Source organism: Halobacillus sp. A1 (genome assembly GCF_024189295.1).
In the GTDB taxonomy this organism is placed as follows: domain Bacteria; phylum Bacillota; class Bacilli; order Bacillales; family Halobacillaceae; genus Halobacillus_A.
On sequence record NZ_JAIZEN010000001.1, the window covers coordinates 549,320 to 566,857 of the forward strand.

Sequence of the window (17,538 nt, forward strand, 5' to 3'; positions counted from 1 at the left end):
TCTAGTCATCCTTTCCGAAAATGAAATAAGCAATAGGTCCGAGAATATTAAAGAAGATAATGATAAGCGCCCATAACCATTTTGGGCCATTCGTGAATTGTACTTTTGCTAAACTTATAAGAGCCGTAATCACAAGGATCAGCTGAATAATGATGAGCGGAGCTAAGATAGCCAAGTTGTCGCTGAAAAATTGTGGGGCAGATTGTGTTAATAGAATCATTTATTTTTCCTCCTTCATCTTCTATACGTTCTATATATCCAATTGGTTTCCCTTTTATGAATTGATGAGTTGACATTATTATCAGAATTTTATACACTGTTTGAAAGCATGAAGAGCAGAGAATGAGATTAGTCTAGTTGAGGAAACAGGGTGAGCTGAGCGAGCTTTAGGAATCCGACGGACGTTAGGAGCTGTCAGATGGCCTGAGCCATTGAATTCCACCTTTTTTCATCCCACATTTGAATACCCCTCAACGTCTCATTTTCCATAACAAATTATGGAGAGGTGAGCACCCATGAGTATGACGACAAAGGAATCATTCCTTGCAGATGCTGAGGAATACCGCACGATTCCGATTTCCCAATCCTTTTATACCGATACACTTACGCCCATCCACATGTTTCACGCATTGCGCGATGAGGCCGTCTATATGCTGGAAAGCCAGGACCCTGAATCTCCATGGTCTAATTTCTCATTTATTGGTTTAGACCCGATGATTGATATCTCTCAGCAAGAAGGCACGTTTATAATAGAAGATTTTCAGGAAAAAACAACCCGTACTGCGTCGAATTTCAAGGACGCCTTTGAAAAGACGGTAGATGAATTAAAAGTAAAACAGGCAGATGTTCCTTTGCCATTTAAGGGAGGGGCTGTTGGATATATCGCTTATGATGCGATTTCCGATTATGAGCCTGTACCGTTTGCAGAACCCGATCATATGGATTTATCCAATTATCACCTATTGTTCTGTAAAACTCTAATTGCCTACCATCATAAAACAAAAGAAACGACAATTTTGACTTTTGCTAGATTAAACGGCGATGAGGCTGCGGAGGAAATGTATGAACAAGCAGCCGGGCGTGTTAAAGAAGTAAGCCAGCGTCTGAAAGAAAACAGTTTCCTTCCTGACTTGATGTTGACGGACGAGCTCTCAGATCATTCCATAGATTTGAAGAGTAATTACGAAAAAGAAGATTTCAAAAATGATGTAGAGAAAATTAAAGAATATATATTAGCTGGCGACATCTTTCAAGCGGTGCTTTCCCAGCGGTTTCAAGCAACGACCGAACGGAGCGGTTTTGAGCTTTATCGAATTCTAAGAAAAGTCAATCCGTCTCCCTATATGTTTTATTTGAGGTTTCATGACGTAGAAGTGATGGGAAGCTCTCCCGAACGGCTGTTAGAAGTGCAGGACGGTGAACTTGAAATCCACCCTATTGCCGGCACGAGAAAACGAGGCAGCACTCAGGAAGAAGATGATGCCTTAGCTGAAGAGCTTTTAGCTGACGAAAAAGAACAGGCAGAACACAGGATGCTAGTAGATTTAGCGCGTAACGATATGGGAAGAGTTGCAGAATATGGGACCGTCAAAGTTTTTGATTATATGACGATTGGTCGGTTTTCGAAGGTTATGCACATCATCAGCAAGGTGACAGGGCAGTTGAAAGAAGGAGTTTCCCCAATTGATGCCTTGATTTCTGCTTACCCAGCCGGCACACTTTCTGGCGCACCGAAAATCAGAGCTATGCAAATTTTAAGGGAACTTGAACCAACCCCCCGTCATTTATATGGAGGAGGCGTGGTTTATTTAGGCTTTGATGGTAATATCGATTCTTGCATCACCATTCGTACGATGACTAAAGTAGGCGATCAAGTATACGTGCAGGCAGGAGCCGGCGTAGTAGCCGATTCCGATCCAGAAGCAGAGTATCAAGAAACGATTAATAAAGCGAGCGCATTGAAGCGCACAATAGAAATAGCTGAGCGAGCATTTGAGAAGAGCAGAGAAGGAGTCGAGACGAAATGAAACAAATTTTAAGTGAGATTGTAGAAGGAAAAACGTTGACAGAAGAAGCTGCATTCGAAGCTATGAACGAAATCATGCAGGGCAACGCAACGACGGGCCAGCTGATGAGTCTCCTTTCCGTCATCCGTCATCGTGGAGAAACGGTTGAAGAAATGACCGGCTTTGTTCGAGCCATGCGTGCCAATATGACAAAGCTCGAAGTAGAAAATGATGAGATCGTAGATACGTGCGGAACAGGAGGAGATGGCAGCTCCACATTCAATATATCCACAGCCGTATCGATTATCCTTGCTGCCATGGACGTAAAAGTCGCTAAACACGGCAATCGTAAAGTATCATCAAAAAGCGGAAGCGCCGACGTATTAGAAACTCTGGGCATTCCGATTGATACGACCCCGGAAGAAGGGGCAAAAGCTATTTCAGAAAAAGGGATGACATTCATGTTCGCGCCGAATTATCATCAGGCGATGAAGCATGCCGGGCCAGCCCGTCAGGAACTTGGTTTTCGAACCGTCTTCAACTTGCTTGGACCGATGTCTAACCCTGCGAACGCCAAGCGTCAGCTCATTGGCATTTACGATACGGCCTATGCTGAAAAGATGGCCGAAACGCTGAATAAATTAGGTTCTACACACGTCTTATTAGCTACCGGCCGGGATGGGCTGGATGAAATCACAATGTCGGGTGTCACGGACATCGTAGAACTGAAAGACGGAAATATCACGCGATTCACAATTGAGCCAGAAGATTTAGGATTGAATACAGGTCAATTGAAAGATATCCAAATTACAACAAGCACAGATAGTGCGCAAATTATAGAGAAGGTACTTCAAGGCACAGCTAACGAAAGTGCCATGACCATTGTGACGATGAATGCTGCAGCTGGATTGTATGTAGCCGGCAAAGCTGCAGACTTAAAAGATGGCGTTCAAAAAGTCCAGCAAGCTATTGAAGCAGGTACGGTATATGATTATTTCACTTCTATTCAAGAGGAAAAGGAGCGACGTCAGTATGCTTGATACGATTCTAGCGATAAAACAACAAGAGATTGAACGACTATATTTACCTGAAGCGGCTGACGTGAAGAAGGTTCCTTTTGCTGAATCTCTTAAAAATTCGAATAAAATTGCCGGGTTGATTGCAGAAGTGAAAAAAGCCTCTCCTTCGAAAGGAGTCATCCGCGATGATTTCAACCACGTGATGGTTGGGAAACAGTATGCTGATGCGGGCGTTCAGGCGATTTCAGTGTTGACTGACCAGCACTTCTTCCAGGGGCATCGCGACTTTTTAACGGATATTAAGAAATTCGTGGATGTTCCTGTCATGCGCAAGGATTTTATTATCGATCCCGTACAGGTGGAGGAGAGCAAGCTAATGGGTGCTGACGCTATCTTGTTGATTGGCGAAGCCATGGAGCCGAAAAAACTTCATGAGTTATATTTGCAAGCTTATGAATCTGGCATGGAAGCGCTCGTTGAAGTGCATAGTGAAGAAACACTTGAAGGTGTGTTGAAGGAATTCACACCTGAGGTATTAGGTGTGAATAACCGCAATCTTCACACGTTTGAAACGAAGCTTGAACAAACCGAAAAAATGGCGAAGCTGGCCCCAGAAGAAGCATTTCTTGTGTCTGAAAGCGGAATATTCACGTATGAGGATATCCAGAAAGTCGTTAGTTATGGTGCGGGCGCTGTTTTAGTGGGAGAGTCACTGATGAGACAAAACAATATTAAACAGGCAGTGACAAATCTCCTGGACGGAGTGAACGTATGATACGTGAGCCTCTCGTTAAATTATGCGGCAATCGATCAGCAAGCGATGTAGAGAAGAGCGCTTCTTCGAACGCTACCCACTTAGGCTTTATTTTTGTTAAAAAAACAAAGCGCTACGTCCGGCCGGAACGAGTGGGCCAATGGGTACGCCGTACAAAGCCGAAACAAAAGCTTGTAGGTGTATTCGTTGATCCGACGATTGAGCAGCTGGAGGAAGTGCTTTCTTTTGTTTCATTGGACGTTATTCAGCTTCACGGCAGTGAGACCGTTTCAAATATATTGCAAATCAAAGAAGCGGTGGGGCTGCCTGTTTGGAAAGTCGTTCACCACCGTGATGGTGCCTTAGAACAGATGGAGATATACAAAGGCGTAGCGGATGGTTATGTGATCGACTCAAAAGTAGAAGGTGCATACGGCGGCACAGGAGTCAGCTTTGACTGGAGTACAGTAGAAGACTATGTACGCGTCGCTAATGAACAAAATGTTTCCTGCCTGATTGCTGGAGGGATCACACCGGAGAACGTGTCACAGCTTCTTGGACATCATCCAGAAGGCATCGATATATCTAGCGGAATTGAAACGAATGAACAGAACGATTTATATAAAATCCAAGCAATCATGAAAGAGGTGGACCGACATGCAGCAAGTTTTTCCTGATATCAAAGGACGTTTCGGTGATTTTGGCGGCAAATATGTGCCAGAAACGTTGATGGGGCCTTTACAAGAATTAGAAGAAGCTTTAGATGAAGCTATGAGCGACCAGGCTTTTCTGGACGAGTACCATCATGTATTAAAAGAATATGCGGGACGCCCGACGTCCCTAAGCTATGCGGATAAGTTATCTAAGCAGCTGGGCGGAGCAAAAATATATTTAAAACGAGAAGACTTGAATCATACGGGTGCACACAAGCTTAACAATGCGATCGGCCAGGGGTTGCTTGCTAAACGTATGGGTAAAAAGAAAATCATCGCAGAAACTGGTGCTGGCCAGCATGGTGTAGCCTCAGCTACGGTTGCGGCTAAATTCGGCCTTGAGTGCAAAGTGTTCATGGGTGAAGAAGATATTCGCCGTCAGGAACTCAATGTCTTCCGAATGAAGCTGCTGGGGGCTGAAGTCATCTCTGTTTCGAGCGGAAATGGAACGTTAAAAGATGCAACGAACGAAGCTATTCGTTACTGGGTCGCCAATTGTGAAGACCACTTTTATTTAATAGGATCTGTTGTAGGTCCGCATCCCTACCCACGCATGGTCCGCGATTTTCAGCGTGTTATAGGGGATGAGTCGAAAAAGCAGTTTTTAGAAGTGGAATCTGAGCTTCCTGACCGGATTTATGCATGTGTAGGCGGCGGAAGTAATGCAATGGGGATGTTCTATCCATTTTTGCAGGATCCATGTGAATTAATTGGAGTTGAAGCGGCTGGTAAAGGAATCGATACTCCAGAACATGCTGCTACACTGACAAAAGGAACTCCAGGTGTAATCCACGGATCTATGACTTACCTTATGCAGGATGTAAATGGACAAATTACAGAGCCGTACTCAATCTCAGCAGGGCTGGACTACCCGGGAATCGGACCGGAGCATGCTCATCTTTTCCAAACGAAGCAAGTGCGCTATGAATCGATTACTGATAAAGAAGCGTTAAGTGCATTGCAGCTATTGACCGAGCAAGAAGGTATTATCCCAGCGATTGAAACGGCACACGCTTTGGCACAAGCATTCAAGGAAGCAGCTGAAATGACTCCAGAGCAGACGATCCTGATCAACTTGTCAGGCCGTGGCGACAAAGACATGGCCACGCTGATGGAACATTTTCAGGAGGAGGAATAATATGCTGACACAAACTTCATTTCAAGGGAAGCTGACGAAAACAGAAGATTTGTTTATCCCGTTCGTTGTAGCTGGAGACCCGACTCCTGAACTGACGATCCAATTTGCACTGCGGCTGCAGAAGGCTGGTGCAGACATATTGGAACTCGGGGTACCCTATTCAGATCCATTAGCTGATGGACCGACAATCCAGAGGGCGGCACAGCGCGCATTGCAACAGAATATGTCACTGACGAAGGCAATTGAACTAGTGCCTAAGCTGCGAGAAGCAGGGGTGGAAATTCCAGTCGTTATTTTCACGTATTATAATCCTGTCATTCAAATGGGATACGATCGCTTTTTCGAAATGTTAGAAGAAAACGGAGCAGAAGGTGTTCTGATTCCTGATTTACCATACGAAGAAAGTGAAGAAATCAGAGGGTTGGCAGAAGAAAAAGGAGTCGAGTTCATTTCGCTTGTAGCACCTAATTCGGATACCCGCATCAAACAAATTGCTGAGCATGCTAAAGGTTTTCTGTATTGCGTTTCGACGCTCGGAGTGACGGGCGGAAGCAATCAGATGTCTGCAGAAACCTTATCATTTATTAAAAAGGTAAAAGAGCATAGCCAAGTGCCGGTAGCCGTCGGATTTGGTGTTTCTACGAATGAAGATGTACAATTAGTAAGAGAGCACTCCGATGGCGTCATCATCGGAAGTAAGATTATTCGTTTGATCGAAGGCGAGCTGGAAGCATTCGAAAATGGACAGGAAGAAGAAGCACTCGAACGTTTTTATCAAGAGATTCGACAGCTTGTAAAATGAATCTAGACCAGAGGAGCTGAGCAGAGTTGATCTACATGATTGATCACTACGATTCCTTCACGTACAATCTCGTCCAGTATTTAGGCGACCTTGGCGAAGAAGTGATCGTGCGAAGAAACGACGAAGTCACCTTTGAAGAAATCGATGAGCTGCAGCCAGAATTGTTATTTCTGTCACCAGGTCCCTGTTCACCGGATGAAACCGGAATCACACTTGAAGTCATCGACCGATATAAAAAGACGATCCCCATCTTTGGCGTATGTTTAGGCCACCAGGCCATTGCTCAAGTATTCGGCGGAAAAGTCGTCCGAGCTGATCGATTGATGCACGGCAAAAGCTCGGAAATCTTTCACGATAACCGATCGATCTATAGAAATCTCAATAACCCTATGGAAGCCATGCGCTACCATTCCTTGATCGTCGATAAAAAAGATGTCCCCGAAGAATTTGAAATCACCGCCGCCACCGTTGAAGGAGAAATCATGGGCATCCGACACCTTGAATATCCTATTGAAGGCGTCCAGTTCCACCCGGAATCCATCGGAACAAACGACGGCATTCAACTGCTTAAGAACCTTATGGATCAGCTGAGGGAAGAAAAAGAAGAAGAAGTGGTCGCAGACTAGATAACTGAAAGAAGTCTATCTCTCTTAACTTTAGAGAGATAGACTTTTGTTGTGTTTGCTGGAGGGAAGAGTCGGTTGTGAAAACAAATGAAAGAAATAACTTCCCAAATGTCAGAATTATTGGCTGAAATGTAAAAATAAAGTCCAAAAAGTATTGAATTAACGACTTAAAAGCGCTATAATAAATTTTGTCGGAAAAATTATACGGGGCATTAGCTCAGCTGGGAGAGCGCTACACTGGCAGTGTAGAGGTCAGCGGTTCGAGCCCGCTATGCTCCACTAGTACACAACACAGGAAACCCTTGCTATGCAGGGGTTTTTCTTGTATATAAAGTTAATACAGATATGGAGTAAATAGGCTGATACAGGTGAAATGGGGACGTATTGGGGACGTATTTCTTAAAAACCGCTTTTTTGGTGATAGAACCACTCATAAAATCACACAGAGTTCTCTCTTTTGTTGATGAACAGTTCTGTTATTATTAACTTCCATCTGGGGGGACGAATGATCCTACTAACTTCCAGTTAACTTGCGAACATTGCAACAAGTCAAAAGGTGACAGGAGCACAATGTACCATAGTTTAGGAGCTAGATTTTGGGAAAATGAGAATCTTTTCCCAAAATAATTTTCTGATTGTGTATTTTCTCGAATGTTATAGCTGTTATAGACAATTCTTTTGTATATGTGAGTCATCAAGAGTTCTGTAATTTTAGAGTTGACCGTGCGACTTATAACAAATCGATCAGATGGCAATTTACCTTTAATTAGAGTATTAAACAATCGAGGCGATTATTTAATAAGAATATCGCCCTTATTTTATTTAATTAATAAGAGGAGGGAGTTTATTGAGTATTAAATTTATTCCTGATGATTTAAGACAAGAGGTAAGTGAACTGTTAGATTTTTTTGAAAGACATTCTATTGGGTGTAACTTTGTATTAGACGATTCTGAAGAAGACGATGAAGAAGACGTAATAGATGAGAATTATGAACTATTGGTTTGGTTTCCAGAATCCTACTCGGATGAAACTTATCCTATTGGGGAATTACTTGACGTAGTTTATGAAGCTAATCGGTATAGAGTGTTTAATGAGTATAAGTTTATTGGTAAAAGAGTAGCACTTTTTTATATAGACAGCCAGTTACAAGAACTAATGCATGTGCATGGTATCGATATACCTGCTACAAAAGAAATAATAGACGACCAAGAATACGTAATTGAAGTGGTAAGTGGTTTAACAAGTTATGGAATTAAATTAATAATGGATAAGAAATATGACGATCATGTACCTCCCATAGACGATTACGACAATTTTATAGAAATACGTGCGGAGGACTCGGTAGATGAGAGCATAGCAGAAAGCTTAATTGAAGCATATTTATTTGAGTTGAAATCCACTTTAGGGATTAGTATTCATTTGTCTGCTAGGCTTATGAGCGGTGACTCTCACTATGATGAATTAGATTGCAATGATGATACTACGAGGCTTAGACCATTATTACGTGGAAAAGGAGTAGAAGAATTACTAAAGTTATACAATTCTTCTTTGAATACTTCGAATACTGAGATTCTTGTATTAAATTATACAAAAGTAATAGAATATGTTTCTCAGACAGTTATTCAACAAGATTTAATTAATTCGGTTTCTAAGAAATTGTTTAGTTCAAGAGCTCTTAATCCAGATGCTAACTATATTATGGAATTAAGTAAAGTGTTTGAAGGAAATAGAACAAATCAAAAGGATTATTTTGCTATTAAATTGACTATCGAAACATGTTGTGACTTATATGAAATCAGAGAACAAGCACCAAATTTCCTGAAATTCACCAAGAAATTAAATCACGATAGCAAAGATAGTGACAAAATAAAAGCTGTTGAAGAAGTAGCTAATGCTATTAGTAATACTAGAAATATGTTTGCTCATGCTAAAACAAATTATGAAAAGAAGGGCATGGAGTGCCCATCCGAACAATTAGGAGATTTCACCAAGTGTTTAGATATCCTATCTCAACAAGTTATTAGGTGGTTTGCGAAAGAGCATGAAGATAATAGAGTAGTATAGTTCTAAAAGATGTTGTTCTATCACTTTATCCATTAAAGGGGCCAAATAAGGGGAATCGCTTCTTTATTTATGTATTATCTATCTTAGGACGCTTCACACTTCTAACAGGATTCTCTTTAATTAGTATCCATTCTTGAGCCCGGCTAAATATATCTTCAAGGACACGATAATGATATAAGACACTTGTTGAAGCTAAACCGCCTGCTTTACCATCTTTTCTTACTACATCATGTCCTAGACTATCTAAGTAATTAATAATATGGATTGGCTTAATTTCATCTATTTTGGATTGAAAGTTTACGATATGTTGAACAACCAACTCCTTCTTTTGAAGTATGCTAGAAAATTCCTTTAAGACCTAGTAATATTCCTTTCTCGTAAAACTTTTCCCAATTCATCAAGATGACTGATGGAAGTGTCGGATTTTTTTCAGCCAAATTCAATGACAAGAGATTCTAATAGGGCTATTGCAGGCAGAATGGTGTATTGTTTTTCGCTGCTTTTTGTGTTGAGCACTATAGAACTGTATGATGCAGCTGGGCAGGATGGGAGGTCTGTAATGAGGATAATGGATACACCTCTTTTATGTAGGAATTTCGCTACTTTTACACTTTGAGTAGTGTAAGGTGCATTGGCCACTAGAATGAGCGTATCTTTATCCGTGAGACGAGAAGCACGATCGTAAATAAAATGACTTTCGTGGGTGAGCTGCATAATATGAGGATAGAACTCTTCCATAAGGTGACCAAAATCGCGGTTAAGTCCAGACAAAGCTGATATTAAGAAGAGAACCGTAGCGGTTACAATCACGTTTACTTGGAAGGTTGTCGTATTCGGAATACCGTAAGAAAAATTTAACCCACCGGTGATCTGCAGGGCACTTAACCCCAGCGTGCTTGCGACACCGATGGCTGTGATAAATACAGCAAGGATATCAATGGTCTTTCTCATCGGCGAATAAATTTTGTCGCCTAAAATGGGGTAAAAGATGGAACTTATCGTTGCAGGCAAATCTTTTCTATACTGAAAGTATGCAAGTCCCAGGCCTAGCAAGGCAAAAATCGCCCAAGGGTGAAGGCCCCAATGAAAAAAACATATTTCATAGATAGGGCTGCGCTGTCCACACTGGAGGCCTCCACGTAAGGAGGGTTAGCAAAAGGCTGCACCCCCACAACGGCTCCTATTGGGGACAGGTATCGCCCACTCTTTGAATACAACTATCCCATATGTCACTTTTGTCTTAGGGTTATCCTTGGTAAGATTAATAATAGTAAGTATGATGACAAAAGATCCGGTAAAAGTTAGAAAAGAAAAATTTGAACAAGAAAGTGCGGCCAGTACTGAAAGAGGATAAATATGTAATAGAAAAGTTACCCACGTCACTAGTATTGAAGAAACTCGAGTAATTAACAACATGTTCCTTTGGGGCGGATTTGGGGCAGGATTTCATTATTATTGCCCCATTTTTATTTGGACCCATCACTTTTAATCCCAAAAAAGCTTAATTTGCTGGTATTACAACCATCCTCATTTAGTTTGATCATATGTACTCCCAAGTCCTTGTAAGCTGTTGATCATAAACCGTTTATTTAGTGGGCAGAAGTGGAGCATTTGTGGACCGAACTTATCAAATTACATATAAAATGGGGTGGTTCATTCCTATTGGGCTGTCAAAAAAGTGATATAACAGTATTTATTACAAGATTTTTGATAGCATTCATACAAGGACATTCACTTTGACAGGGTGGATGTCTTTTCGTGACTGGGTTTTTTTTTAATACTGGTAATTATTTAATCTCATGCTAATACTTTGAAGTCGGAAAACCGATTGTATAGGGGTTTTTACATTTTATCATTCATTATTTAACTAATGTAGTGAAGGGGCGGTGTGGTGTGATAACATTATTCTTATAGCCTGATTTTAAAGAAGCTGTACAATGCATAAATAGTTAAGAAGACTATTTCCTTATAAAAAGGGGTAGTTTTTTTTGATCGTAAGTTCAAGAACGCAAAAGCAGTTCATATCAAGAATTGCAAATTGTTTGGTGAAGGGTTGTATACTTTCAGTTGAGTTAAGATAATAGATGCTATATCTATATATTGGTTAATGTAGGAAGTTTCAATAAGTTTATTTGTAACCCAAAAGAGGAAATGAATACTCTTAAGGTGAATAATAATCCAAGGCTAAAATCAAGTAGCTAATGATAGGTTTCTGTGCATAGTTATAAATTTCACTAGGGGGATTAAATGTGTGGGGAGTCTTTAGAAGGAAAATCAAAAAGATAAATTAGAAGAAAAAATCGAAGTATCATATCGATAAAAATAGAGTTTTGAATTTTGGAAAATCTAGGTTTACTAATTTTAATTTTGGATATGAGTTTGTGAGCATAGATTTGAATAATTGTTTTTTTAGATGAATATAATAACTTATTAGACAATGACAAAAAAGAGAGAAGAGATTATTATCAGCAGGAACAAATTCATGTTATTTCTTTTAAGGATGTTACAGAATTCGGCGTAACTATTGATTCTAAAGAAATAGTGTTACGTAGCGAACCAGAACTTTCTTTAGCAGCAGAAGATAACTTAGATGATTTAATTGAAAGTGATGAAGAAAATCTTACAAAAGAAGTAACAAATGTTGCATTTTACCTTTAGAGGGTTCACCGCGTAATATTGCACTTATTTCCTCTGTTAAACTTAGAGTGCTAGGAATGGTACTTCTCTTAATTTTTTTAGAAAGAGGATAATCTGAAATGGAAGCCGATACCAGGCACAAAACCAGTGTGTACACCTGAAGATACCAATAACAATATTAAGGTGCTGGATACTTGCAATGAGTCCATACATAGAGAAAATGTAGTTGAGGGATAGACATTTTGCCCCAGGTTCTTCAGGTTCTGGAGGACCTGAGGTAATTCATTGGGTGCTCTGTTTAAAATGTATAATTTTAGGTTAAACAGTATAAGAAGGAATGTATTATGTTTGAAATAACAGTTTGAAGTAATATAAATTAGGATATATCAGAATTTCGGAGGTATGCGCAATGAAAAATATTATTGTAGTATGTGAAGCCGGCATTACAACAAGTTTATTAGTGACAAAGCTGAACGAATTAGCGCAAGAGAATGAAGAAGAGTTCAATATAAATTCGAAGAGCACTGAAGAAGGGTTGGATTATGTACAAGAAGAAGCTGTTGATGCCGTTCTTCTTGTACCTCAGATCCATCATAGAGAAGATGAATACAGGAAGGTCACCAAAGGTAAAGTACTTAAGGTTTCAGTAAGTGATTTTAACAATATGAATGCATTTAGTATTTTTGAACAGCTGAATGAGGTTATATAAAAATGGACGTCGATATTACGGCGTTTATGCCTCTAATTACGGAGTCTGCTCAGTCGAAAAATAATGCCTTTGAAGCATTAACTTGTGCGAAAGACGGAGACCGGGAAGGATACCATGAAAAGATGTCTCTCTCCAAGGAGTTTCTGCTCAATGCTCATAAGGAACAGACGAATATTCTAAGTTTGAATGCAAGGACAGAAGAAATTCCTATAACCGTATATTTAATCCATGCCATGGATCATGTTTCGAATGCTCAAATGGTTCATGATCTTGTTAAGGAAGTAGCTAACCTTTATTTAAATAAATAGCTATAGTTGAAATGAAAAAGCAAGGCCCGGGATTTTTAAAAAGAATCCCGGGCCTTGCTTATATTTATGAGGACCAATGATTATTTATAATAGCTCTCCAGTTAGAAATTGAGCCTTTCCTCCACCGAAGCTCCAATCGTTATCGCCGTTAGACGATATTGATATCATTAAATCAGATGGGCTAATATTACACTTTATATCAAGATCTTTAGCTAGGTTTTTGTAGAATTTAGTAATCTGTTCTTTGGTTCTTTCTCTTGAAATCATATGAATCAAAAGAAAGTTGTCTGTCCTTTCATACCCCAGTCCCGTGTCTTCCATTACCATCTGATACTTTTTATGTTCATGAACCAGTTGATAGCGGTCCCTTCCAGGAACTTCAAATGCATCGACCATTACCTCATGGGTAACATCGAGTATCTCTTTTATTTCTTCTTCTTTCTTACCTTCATATAAATGAAATTTTAATAACGGCATAATTTTCTCCTTTCTACAATAGAACGATATTCGTGTTAGATTCCTTAATTGCATTCACGTATGAGTGGTCAACCTGGTTATTTGTAACGATAGTATGGAGATCTTCTAAATTACAATAAGTGTACAGGGAAGTCTTTCCAAATTTTGAATAGTCGATTAGTAGATAGACATGCTGTGCTCGTTTGCATACCAGTTTTTTAATTCTGTTTTCCAACAAATCCGAATTAGAAGCTCCATTACCAAGAGAAAATGCTGTAGCTGACATAAACGCTTTGTTGATATTAAACTTGCTTATTGTCTGGTCATCGGAAATACCGGTGAACGATTTCGTCGATCTTTTATATGTTTCTCCAATGATGATAAGGCTGACATTAGGAAATTCGACAGCTTTGTTAATCACTTCCAAACTGTTAGTAATTAGTGTGAATTCAATATTCTCGTCCAAATTATCAAGCACAAAGTGTGTTGTCGTACCAGAGTCTAAATAAACGATGTCATGCTGCTCGATAAATTGACCACAATGTTGACCGATGTCTTTTTTTTCATTTAGATGTTTAATGTTCCGGTCTTCATAATCTTTCGTAACCGGGTTATTTTTGTTGTAAATAACCCCTCCATATACTTTCTTTATAGTAGAAGATTTTGCTAATTCATTGATATCTCTTCTGATTGTGTTAAGTGAGACATGAAAATGCTCTTTCAGTTCTTCTAAAGATGCCTCCTGTTTGTCTTTTAGGTATTCTTCAATTTGGTTAATTCGTTTAACCTTCATGAAGCACCACCCCCTATTATTTTCCGCTTTTCTACGAACTCATATGTATTTGATAACATATGGTGAAATATCCGTTTAATATGTTTATAGTCACATTGTAGCACATTCCATGATTAATATCATCAAAAGATACATAAAAATATCAAAAGTTTATCAATATATATTTAATACTTGACTAAAAAGTGATTGATTGATAGTCTTTAATCATAAAATAATCACTTTTATGAAAGCGATTACCTAGGAGGATGTAAAATGTCAGAAGCAAAGATACTTAAAAACTATATCAATGGTGAATGGGTCGAAAGTAAAAGTACTGAAACAATTGATGTCTATAATCCGGCTACGAAAGAAGTTATGGCGAAAGTGCCGCTTTCTACTAAAGAGGAACTCGATCAAGCTGCTCAGGTGGCTGAAGAATCTTTCCATGAGTGGAAGAATGTCGCCGTGCCTAAGCGAGCTCGTATTTTATTCAAGTTTCAACAATTGTTGATGGACCACAAAGAGGAACTGGCAGAAATCATTACAAAAGAAAATGGGAAGAGCTTAAACGAAGCACTTGGGGAAGTTCAACGCGGAATAGAAAATGTTGAATTTGCAGCTGGTGCACCAAGTCTTATGATGGGGGATTCCTTGCCTTCCATTGCGACAGATATTGAGGGAACCAATTATCGTTATCCTGTGGGTGTTGTCGGTGGTATTACTCCCTTCAACTTCCCAATGATGGTACCTTGCTGGATGTTCCCGATGGCGATTGCAACAGGCAATACATTTGTATTGAAGCCATCAGAAAAAACTCCACTACTCATTGAGAAAATTGTTGAGCTAATGGAAGCTTCAGAATTGCCGAATGGTGTATTCAATGTAGTGAACGGAGCTCACGATGTAGTAAACGGCATTCTTGAAAATGAACATATTAAAGCGATTTCTTTCGTCGGTTCAAAACCAGTTGGGGAGTATGTCTATAAGAAAGGTACCGACAATCTAAAGCGCGTACAGGCTTTGGCCGGAGCCAAAAATCATACAATTGTGCTTGACGATGCTAAAGTGGATCAAGCTGTAAAAGAAGTAATTGGTGCAGCATTTGGTTCTGCTGGGGAGCGTTGTATGGCAGCTGCAGTCATTACTGTAGAAGAAGGTATCTATGATGAGTTCACTCAGAAACTAAAGACAGAAGCAGAAAACATCCAAATGGGTAACGGTCTGGATGATGGTGTATTCCTGGGACCTGTTATTAGAGAGGAGAACAAGCAACGTACCATCCAATACATCGAAGAAGGAGAAAAAGAAGGTGCAAAGCTCCTTATAGATGGACGTGAGAATTGCTCCGAGGAAGGTTACTTTGTAGGACCGACAATCTTTGAAGATGTAAACACAGAAATGAAAATCTGGAAAGATGAAATCTTTGCTCCTGTCTTGTCAATAGTCAAAGTGAAAAATCTGAAAGAGGGTATTAAAGTAGCCAATCAGTCAGAATTTGCTAATGGTGCCTGCCTGTTCACGGACAGTGCTTCAAGCGTCCGTTATTTCCGCGAAAACATCGATGCAGGCATGTTGGGAATCAATCTGGGAGTTCCTGCTCCAATGGCAATCTTCCCGTTCTCCGGCTGGAAATCTTCCTTCTTTGGGTCCCTTCATGCTAACGGAAAAGATGGTGTAGAGTTTTACACAAGAAAAAAAGTTGTTACAGCGCGTTATCAGGAACCAGAGTTTACTGAGGAGGGTTAATAGTGGCTGATCTATTATATAAAAAAAGAGAATTAAAGTTATCTGAAGGGGTAACTTTAATTCAGGATTTGAACAAATCAAATACGGGCCTTGAATATGTCCAATTCAAGGTGATTGAAATGGACGAAGGTGCTGAGTACGAAGAGAACCTTGAAAATACAGAATTATGTGCTGTTGTCCTGACAGGGAATGTGGATGTGGATGTCGATGGTGAAACCTATTCAGACCTTGGCAGCAGAGAATCTGTGTTTGAAAAGAAGCCGACGGACAGCATTTATGTCCCTTCTACTAAAAAGTTTAAAGTCAAGTCTAACAAACAGGCAAAACTGGCTCTATGTTACTCGAACTCTACTAAAGTACTGGACACAAAAGTAATCCGTGCGGCAGAAAATGATATTGAAGAACGGGGAAAGCACTCCAATCAAAGGCTCGTACACAATATACTGCCTGATTATGTAGACATTCCTGAAAATCTTTTGGTGGTAGAAGTGTATACAGACAGTGGAAACTTTTCGAGCTATCCGCCGCACAAACATGACCAGGATAATCTCCCGGAAGAATCGATGCTGGAGGAAACCTACTATCATGAAGTGAATCCAGAACAGGGATTTGTATTTCAGAGAGTATATACAAATGACCGTGATTTAGATGAAACCATGTCCGTAGAACACCAGGATTGTGTGTCTGTTCCTAAAGGTTTTCATCCAGTAGGAGTTCCGGATGGGTACGACCTTTACTATCTAAATGTTATGGCTGGACCAAAAAGAAAATGGAAGTTTCATAATGACAAAGACCATGAATGGATATTAGAGAGGGATAAATGATGAAAAAAATAGATTTAATTACGTTTGGTAGAGCTGCTGTTGATTTGAATGCTACAGAATTTAATCGCCCAATGGAAGAATCGATGACTTTTACTAAGTATGTGGGAGGCTCCCCTGCAAATATAGCGATTGGAACTTCTAAATTGGGATTAAATGTCGGAATGATTGCAAAAGTTTCCGATGACCAACATGGTAACTTCGTTATAGATTACATGAAAGAATCCGGGGTTGGCACTAAGTACATTAAGAAAGATACAGAAGGTAGGAAAATTGGTCTTACCTTCACGGAAATCAAAAGCCCGAAAGAGTGCAGTATCTTAATGTATCGTGACAATGTAGCCGATCTTTATTTAAGCGTTCCCGATTTTGATGACGACTATATCAAAAGTGCCAACACGCTCCTTATTTCCGGTACCTCTTTGAGCCAGTCTCCATCAAGAGAAGCGGCACTGCATGCGGTTGATGTGGCTAAAAAGAATGGTGTTGAAGTAATTTTTGAGTTGGATTATCGTCCGTATACATGGAAAAGCAAAGAAGAGACTGCTGTTTATATGACAGCGATAGCAAGAATGGCAGATATCGTCATTGGAACAAGAGATGAATTCGACGTGATGGAAAATGGGGAAGGCAATACCGATGAAGAAACGGTAAAGCAGCTATTGGAGTACTCCCCACACTTGATTGTCGTCAAACATGGCGTAAAGGGATCAAGAGCTTTCACCGATGATGGAGAAGTCATTGAAGGTACCATTTACAAAACCAAAGTGTTGAAAACGTTCGGTGCAGGTGACTCTTTTGCCTCTGGTTTCATTTATGCAATGAAAAAAGACAAAGGCATTAAAGAAGCATTACAATATGGCAGCGCGGCTGCTTCTATCGTGGTATCTAAGCATAGCTCATCAGATGCGATGCCTACAGTCGCAGACATTGAAAACTTAATGAATAGTCATGAAGGGTGAGTTT

The 17,538-nt window shown here is 40.0% G+C and carries 18 protein-coding genes, 1 tRNA gene and 1 pseudogene; 15 read left to right on the plus strand and 5 right to left on the minus strand.

The window, feature by feature from the left end; translation table 11 throughout:
• Position 1 precedes the first annotated feature (1 nt).
• Positions 2 to 220 (minus strand): PLD nuclease N-terminal domain-containing protein, encoded by a 219-nt coding sequence (locus LF817_RS02610; protein ID WP_253934199.1) that lies wholly within the window; start codon positions 218 to 220, stop codon positions 2 to 4.
• 301 nt (positions 221 to 521) lie between these two features.
• Here LF817_RS02610 and trpE point away from each other — a divergent pair, with 301 nt between their 5' ends.
• The 10 genes and pseudogenes from trpE (at position 522) to LF817_RS02655 (ending at position 9,123) form a co-directional block, all read left to right on the plus strand.
• Entirely contained in the window at positions 522 to 2,027 is a 1,506-nt protein-coding gene (gene trpE / locus LF817_RS02615) for an anthranilate synthase component I (RefSeq protein ID WP_253934279.1), read from the plus strand.
• Positions 2,024 to 3,046 (plus strand): anthranilate phosphoribosyltransferase, encoded by a 1,023-nt coding sequence (gene trpD, locus LF817_RS02620; RefSeq protein WP_253934200.1) that lies wholly within the window; start codon positions 2,024 to 2,026, stop codon positions 3,044 to 3,046. Before trpE ends, trpD begins: the two co-directional genes overlap by 4 nt.
• The gene (gene trpC / locus LF817_RS02625) at positions 3,039 to 3,800 is read left to right on the plus strand and encodes an indole-3-glycerol phosphate synthase TrpC (RefSeq protein ID WP_253934201.1); all 762 of its coding nucleotides are present in this window, start codon (positions 3,039 to 3,041) and stop codon (positions 3,798 to 3,800) included. The genes trpD and trpC overlap by 8 nt, the downstream gene beginning before the upstream one ends.
• Entirely contained in the window at positions 3,797 to 4,456 is a 660-nt protein-coding gene (locus tag LF817_RS02630) for a phosphoribosylanthranilate isomerase (RefSeq protein ID WP_253934202.1), read from the plus strand. The genes trpC and LF817_RS02630 overlap by 4 nt, the downstream gene beginning before the upstream one ends.
• A complete protein-coding gene (gene trpB, locus LF817_RS02635; RefSeq protein WP_253934203.1) occupies positions 4,437 to 5,630 on the plus strand; it encodes a tryptophan synthase subunit beta in 1,194 nt (397 codons plus the stop codon). Before LF817_RS02630 ends, trpB begins: the two co-directional genes overlap by 20 nt.
• Position 5,631: 1 nt before the next feature.
• Positions 5,632 to 6,432 carry a tryptophan synthase subunit alpha gene (trpA, locus tag LF817_RS02640; RefSeq protein WP_253934204.1) on the plus strand — a complete coding sequence of 267 codons (801 nt, stop codon included), beginning with the start codon at positions 5,632 to 5,634 and terminating at the stop codon, positions 6,430 to 6,432.
• Between the two features lie 26 nt (positions 6,433 to 6,458).
• A complete protein-coding gene (locus LF817_RS02645) occupies positions 6,459 to 7,058 on the plus strand; it encodes an anthranilate synthase component II (RefSeq protein ID WP_253934205.1) in 600 nt (199 codons plus the stop codon).
• A 206-nt stretch (positions 7,059 to 7,264) separates the two neighbouring features.
• A tRNA-Ala gene (locus tag LF817_RS02650) sits at positions 7,265 to 7,337 on the plus strand.
• Between the two features lie 222 nt (positions 7,338 to 7,559).
• A pseudogene (locus tag LF817_RS20340) lies at positions 7,560 to 7,685 on the plus strand (HNH endonuclease); the annotation flags it as partial.
• Positions 7,686 to 7,905: 220 nt separating this feature from the next.
• Entirely contained in the window at positions 7,906 to 9,123 is a 1,218-nt protein-coding gene (locus tag LF817_RS02655) for a hypothetical protein (protein WP_253934206.1), read from the plus strand.
• 67 nt (positions 9,124 to 9,190) lie between these two features.
• Here the strand turns inward: LF817_RS02655 and LF817_RS02660 are convergent, their stop codons facing one another.
• Together LF817_RS02660 and LF817_RS02665 are read right to left on the minus strand one after the other, a co-directional pair.
• Entirely contained in the window at positions 9,191 to 9,442 is a 252-nt protein-coding gene (locus LF817_RS02660; protein WP_253934207.1) for a hypothetical protein, read from the minus strand.
• Between the two features lie 110 nt (positions 9,443 to 9,552).
• Positions 9,553 to 10,176: a MurR/RpiR family transcriptional regulator gene (locus tag LF817_RS02665; protein WP_253934208.1), complete on the minus strand. Its 624-nt coding sequence runs from the start codon at positions 10,174 to 10,176 to the stop codon at positions 9,553 to 9,555.
• Positions 10,177 to 12,169: 1,993 nt separating this feature from the next.
• Between LF817_RS02665 and LF817_RS02670 the strand changes: the two genes are divergently transcribed.
• Positions 12,170 to 12,469: a PTS sugar transporter subunit IIB gene (locus LF817_RS02670; protein ID WP_253934209.1), complete on the plus strand. Its 300-nt coding sequence runs from the start codon at positions 12,170 to 12,172 to the stop codon at positions 12,467 to 12,469.
• Between the two features lie 2 nt (positions 12,470 to 12,471).
• Positions 12,472 to 12,777, plus strand: coding sequence for a PTS sugar transporter subunit IIA (locus LF817_RS02675; RefSeq protein ID WP_253934210.1), 306 nt, complete (start codon positions 12,472 to 12,474; stop codon positions 12,775 to 12,777).
• 84 nt (positions 12,778 to 12,861) lie between these two features.
• Here LF817_RS02675 and LF817_RS02680 read toward each other — a convergent pair whose 3' ends face one another.
• Together LF817_RS02680 and LF817_RS02685 are read right to left on the minus strand one after the other, a co-directional pair.
• On the minus strand, positions 12,862 to 13,254 hold the full coding sequence (locus LF817_RS02680; protein WP_253934211.1) for a tautomerase family protein: 393 nt from the start codon (positions 13,252 to 13,254) through the stop codon (positions 12,862 to 12,864).
• A gap of 13 nt (positions 13,255 to 13,267) precedes the next feature.
• A complete protein-coding gene (locus LF817_RS02685) occupies positions 13,268 to 14,026 on the minus strand; it encodes a DeoR/GlpR family DNA-binding transcription regulator (protein WP_253934212.1) in 759 nt (252 codons plus the stop codon).
• A 252-nt stretch (positions 14,027 to 14,278) separates the two neighbouring features.
• On the opposite strand from LF817_RS02685, the gene LF817_RS02690 reads away from it, so the two are divergent.
• From LF817_RS02690 to iolC, 3 genes are read left to right on the plus strand one after another with little or no spacing between them, the layout of a single operon-like run.
• Positions 14,279 to 15,751: a CoA-acylating methylmalonate-semialdehyde dehydrogenase gene (locus LF817_RS02690; protein ID WP_253934213.1), complete on the plus strand. Its 1,473-nt coding sequence runs from the start codon at positions 14,279 to 14,281 to the stop codon at positions 15,749 to 15,751.
• Positions 15,752 to 15,753: 2 nt separating this feature from the next.
• A complete protein-coding gene (gene iolB, locus LF817_RS02695; protein WP_253934214.1) occupies positions 15,754 to 16,575 on the plus strand; it encodes a 5-deoxy-glucuronate isomerase in 822 nt (273 codons plus the stop codon).
• Positions 16,572 to 17,534, plus strand: coding sequence for a 5-dehydro-2-deoxygluconokinase (iolC, locus tag LF817_RS02700; protein WP_371924985.1), 963 nt, complete (start codon positions 16,572 to 16,574; stop codon positions 17,532 to 17,534). Before iolB ends, iolC begins: the two co-directional genes overlap by 4 nt.
• Positions 17,535 to 17,538 lie beyond the last annotated feature (4 nt).

Coding starts and splice junctions, on each gene's coding strand:
- LF817_RS02630 (WP_253934202.1), top strand. CDS start 3,797: ATGATACGTGAGCCTCTCGTTAAATTATGCGGCAATCGATCAGCAAGC.
- LF817_RS02690 (WP_253934213.1), top strand. CDS start 14,279: ATGTCAGAAGCAAAGATACTTAAAAACTATATCAATGGTGAATGGGTC.
- LF817_RS02675 (WP_253934210.1), top strand. CDS start 12,472: ATGGACGTCGATATTACGGCGTTTATGCCTCTAATTACGGAGTCTGCT.
- trpE (WP_253934279.1), top strand. CDS start 522: ATGACGACAAAGGAATCATTCCTTGCAGATGCTGAGGAATACCGCACG.
- LF817_RS02685 (WP_253934212.1), bottom strand. CDS start 14,026: ATGAAGGTTAAACGAATTAACCAAATTGAAGAATACCTAAAAGACAAA.
- trpA (WP_253934204.1), top strand. CDS start 5,632: ATGCTGACACAAACTTCATTTCAAGGGAAGCTGACGAAAACAGAAGAT.
- LF817_RS02680 (WP_253934211.1), bottom strand. CDS start 13,254: ATGCCGTTATTAAAATTTCATTTATATGAAGGTAAGAAAGAAGAAGAA.
- iolC (WP_371924985.1), top strand. CDS start 16,572: ATGATGAAAAAAATAGATTTAATTACGTTTGGTAGAGCTGCTGTTGAT.
- trpB (WP_253934203.1), top strand. CDS start 4,437: ATGCAGCAAGTTTTTCCTGATATCAAAGGACGTTTCGGTGATTTTGGC.
- trpD (WP_253934200.1), top strand. CDS start 2,024: ATGAAACAAATTTTAAGTGAGATTGTAGAAGGAAAAACGTTGACAGAA.
- trpC (WP_253934201.1), top strand. CDS start 3,039: ATGCTTGATACGATTCTAGCGATAAAACAACAAGAGATTGAACGACTA.
- LF817_RS02670 (WP_253934209.1), top strand. CDS start 12,170: ATGAAAAATATTATTGTAGTATGTGAAGCCGGCATTACAACAAGTTTA.
- LF817_RS02610 (WP_253934199.1), bottom strand. CDS start 220: ATGATTCTATTAACACAATCTGCCCCACAATTTTTCAGCGACAACTTG.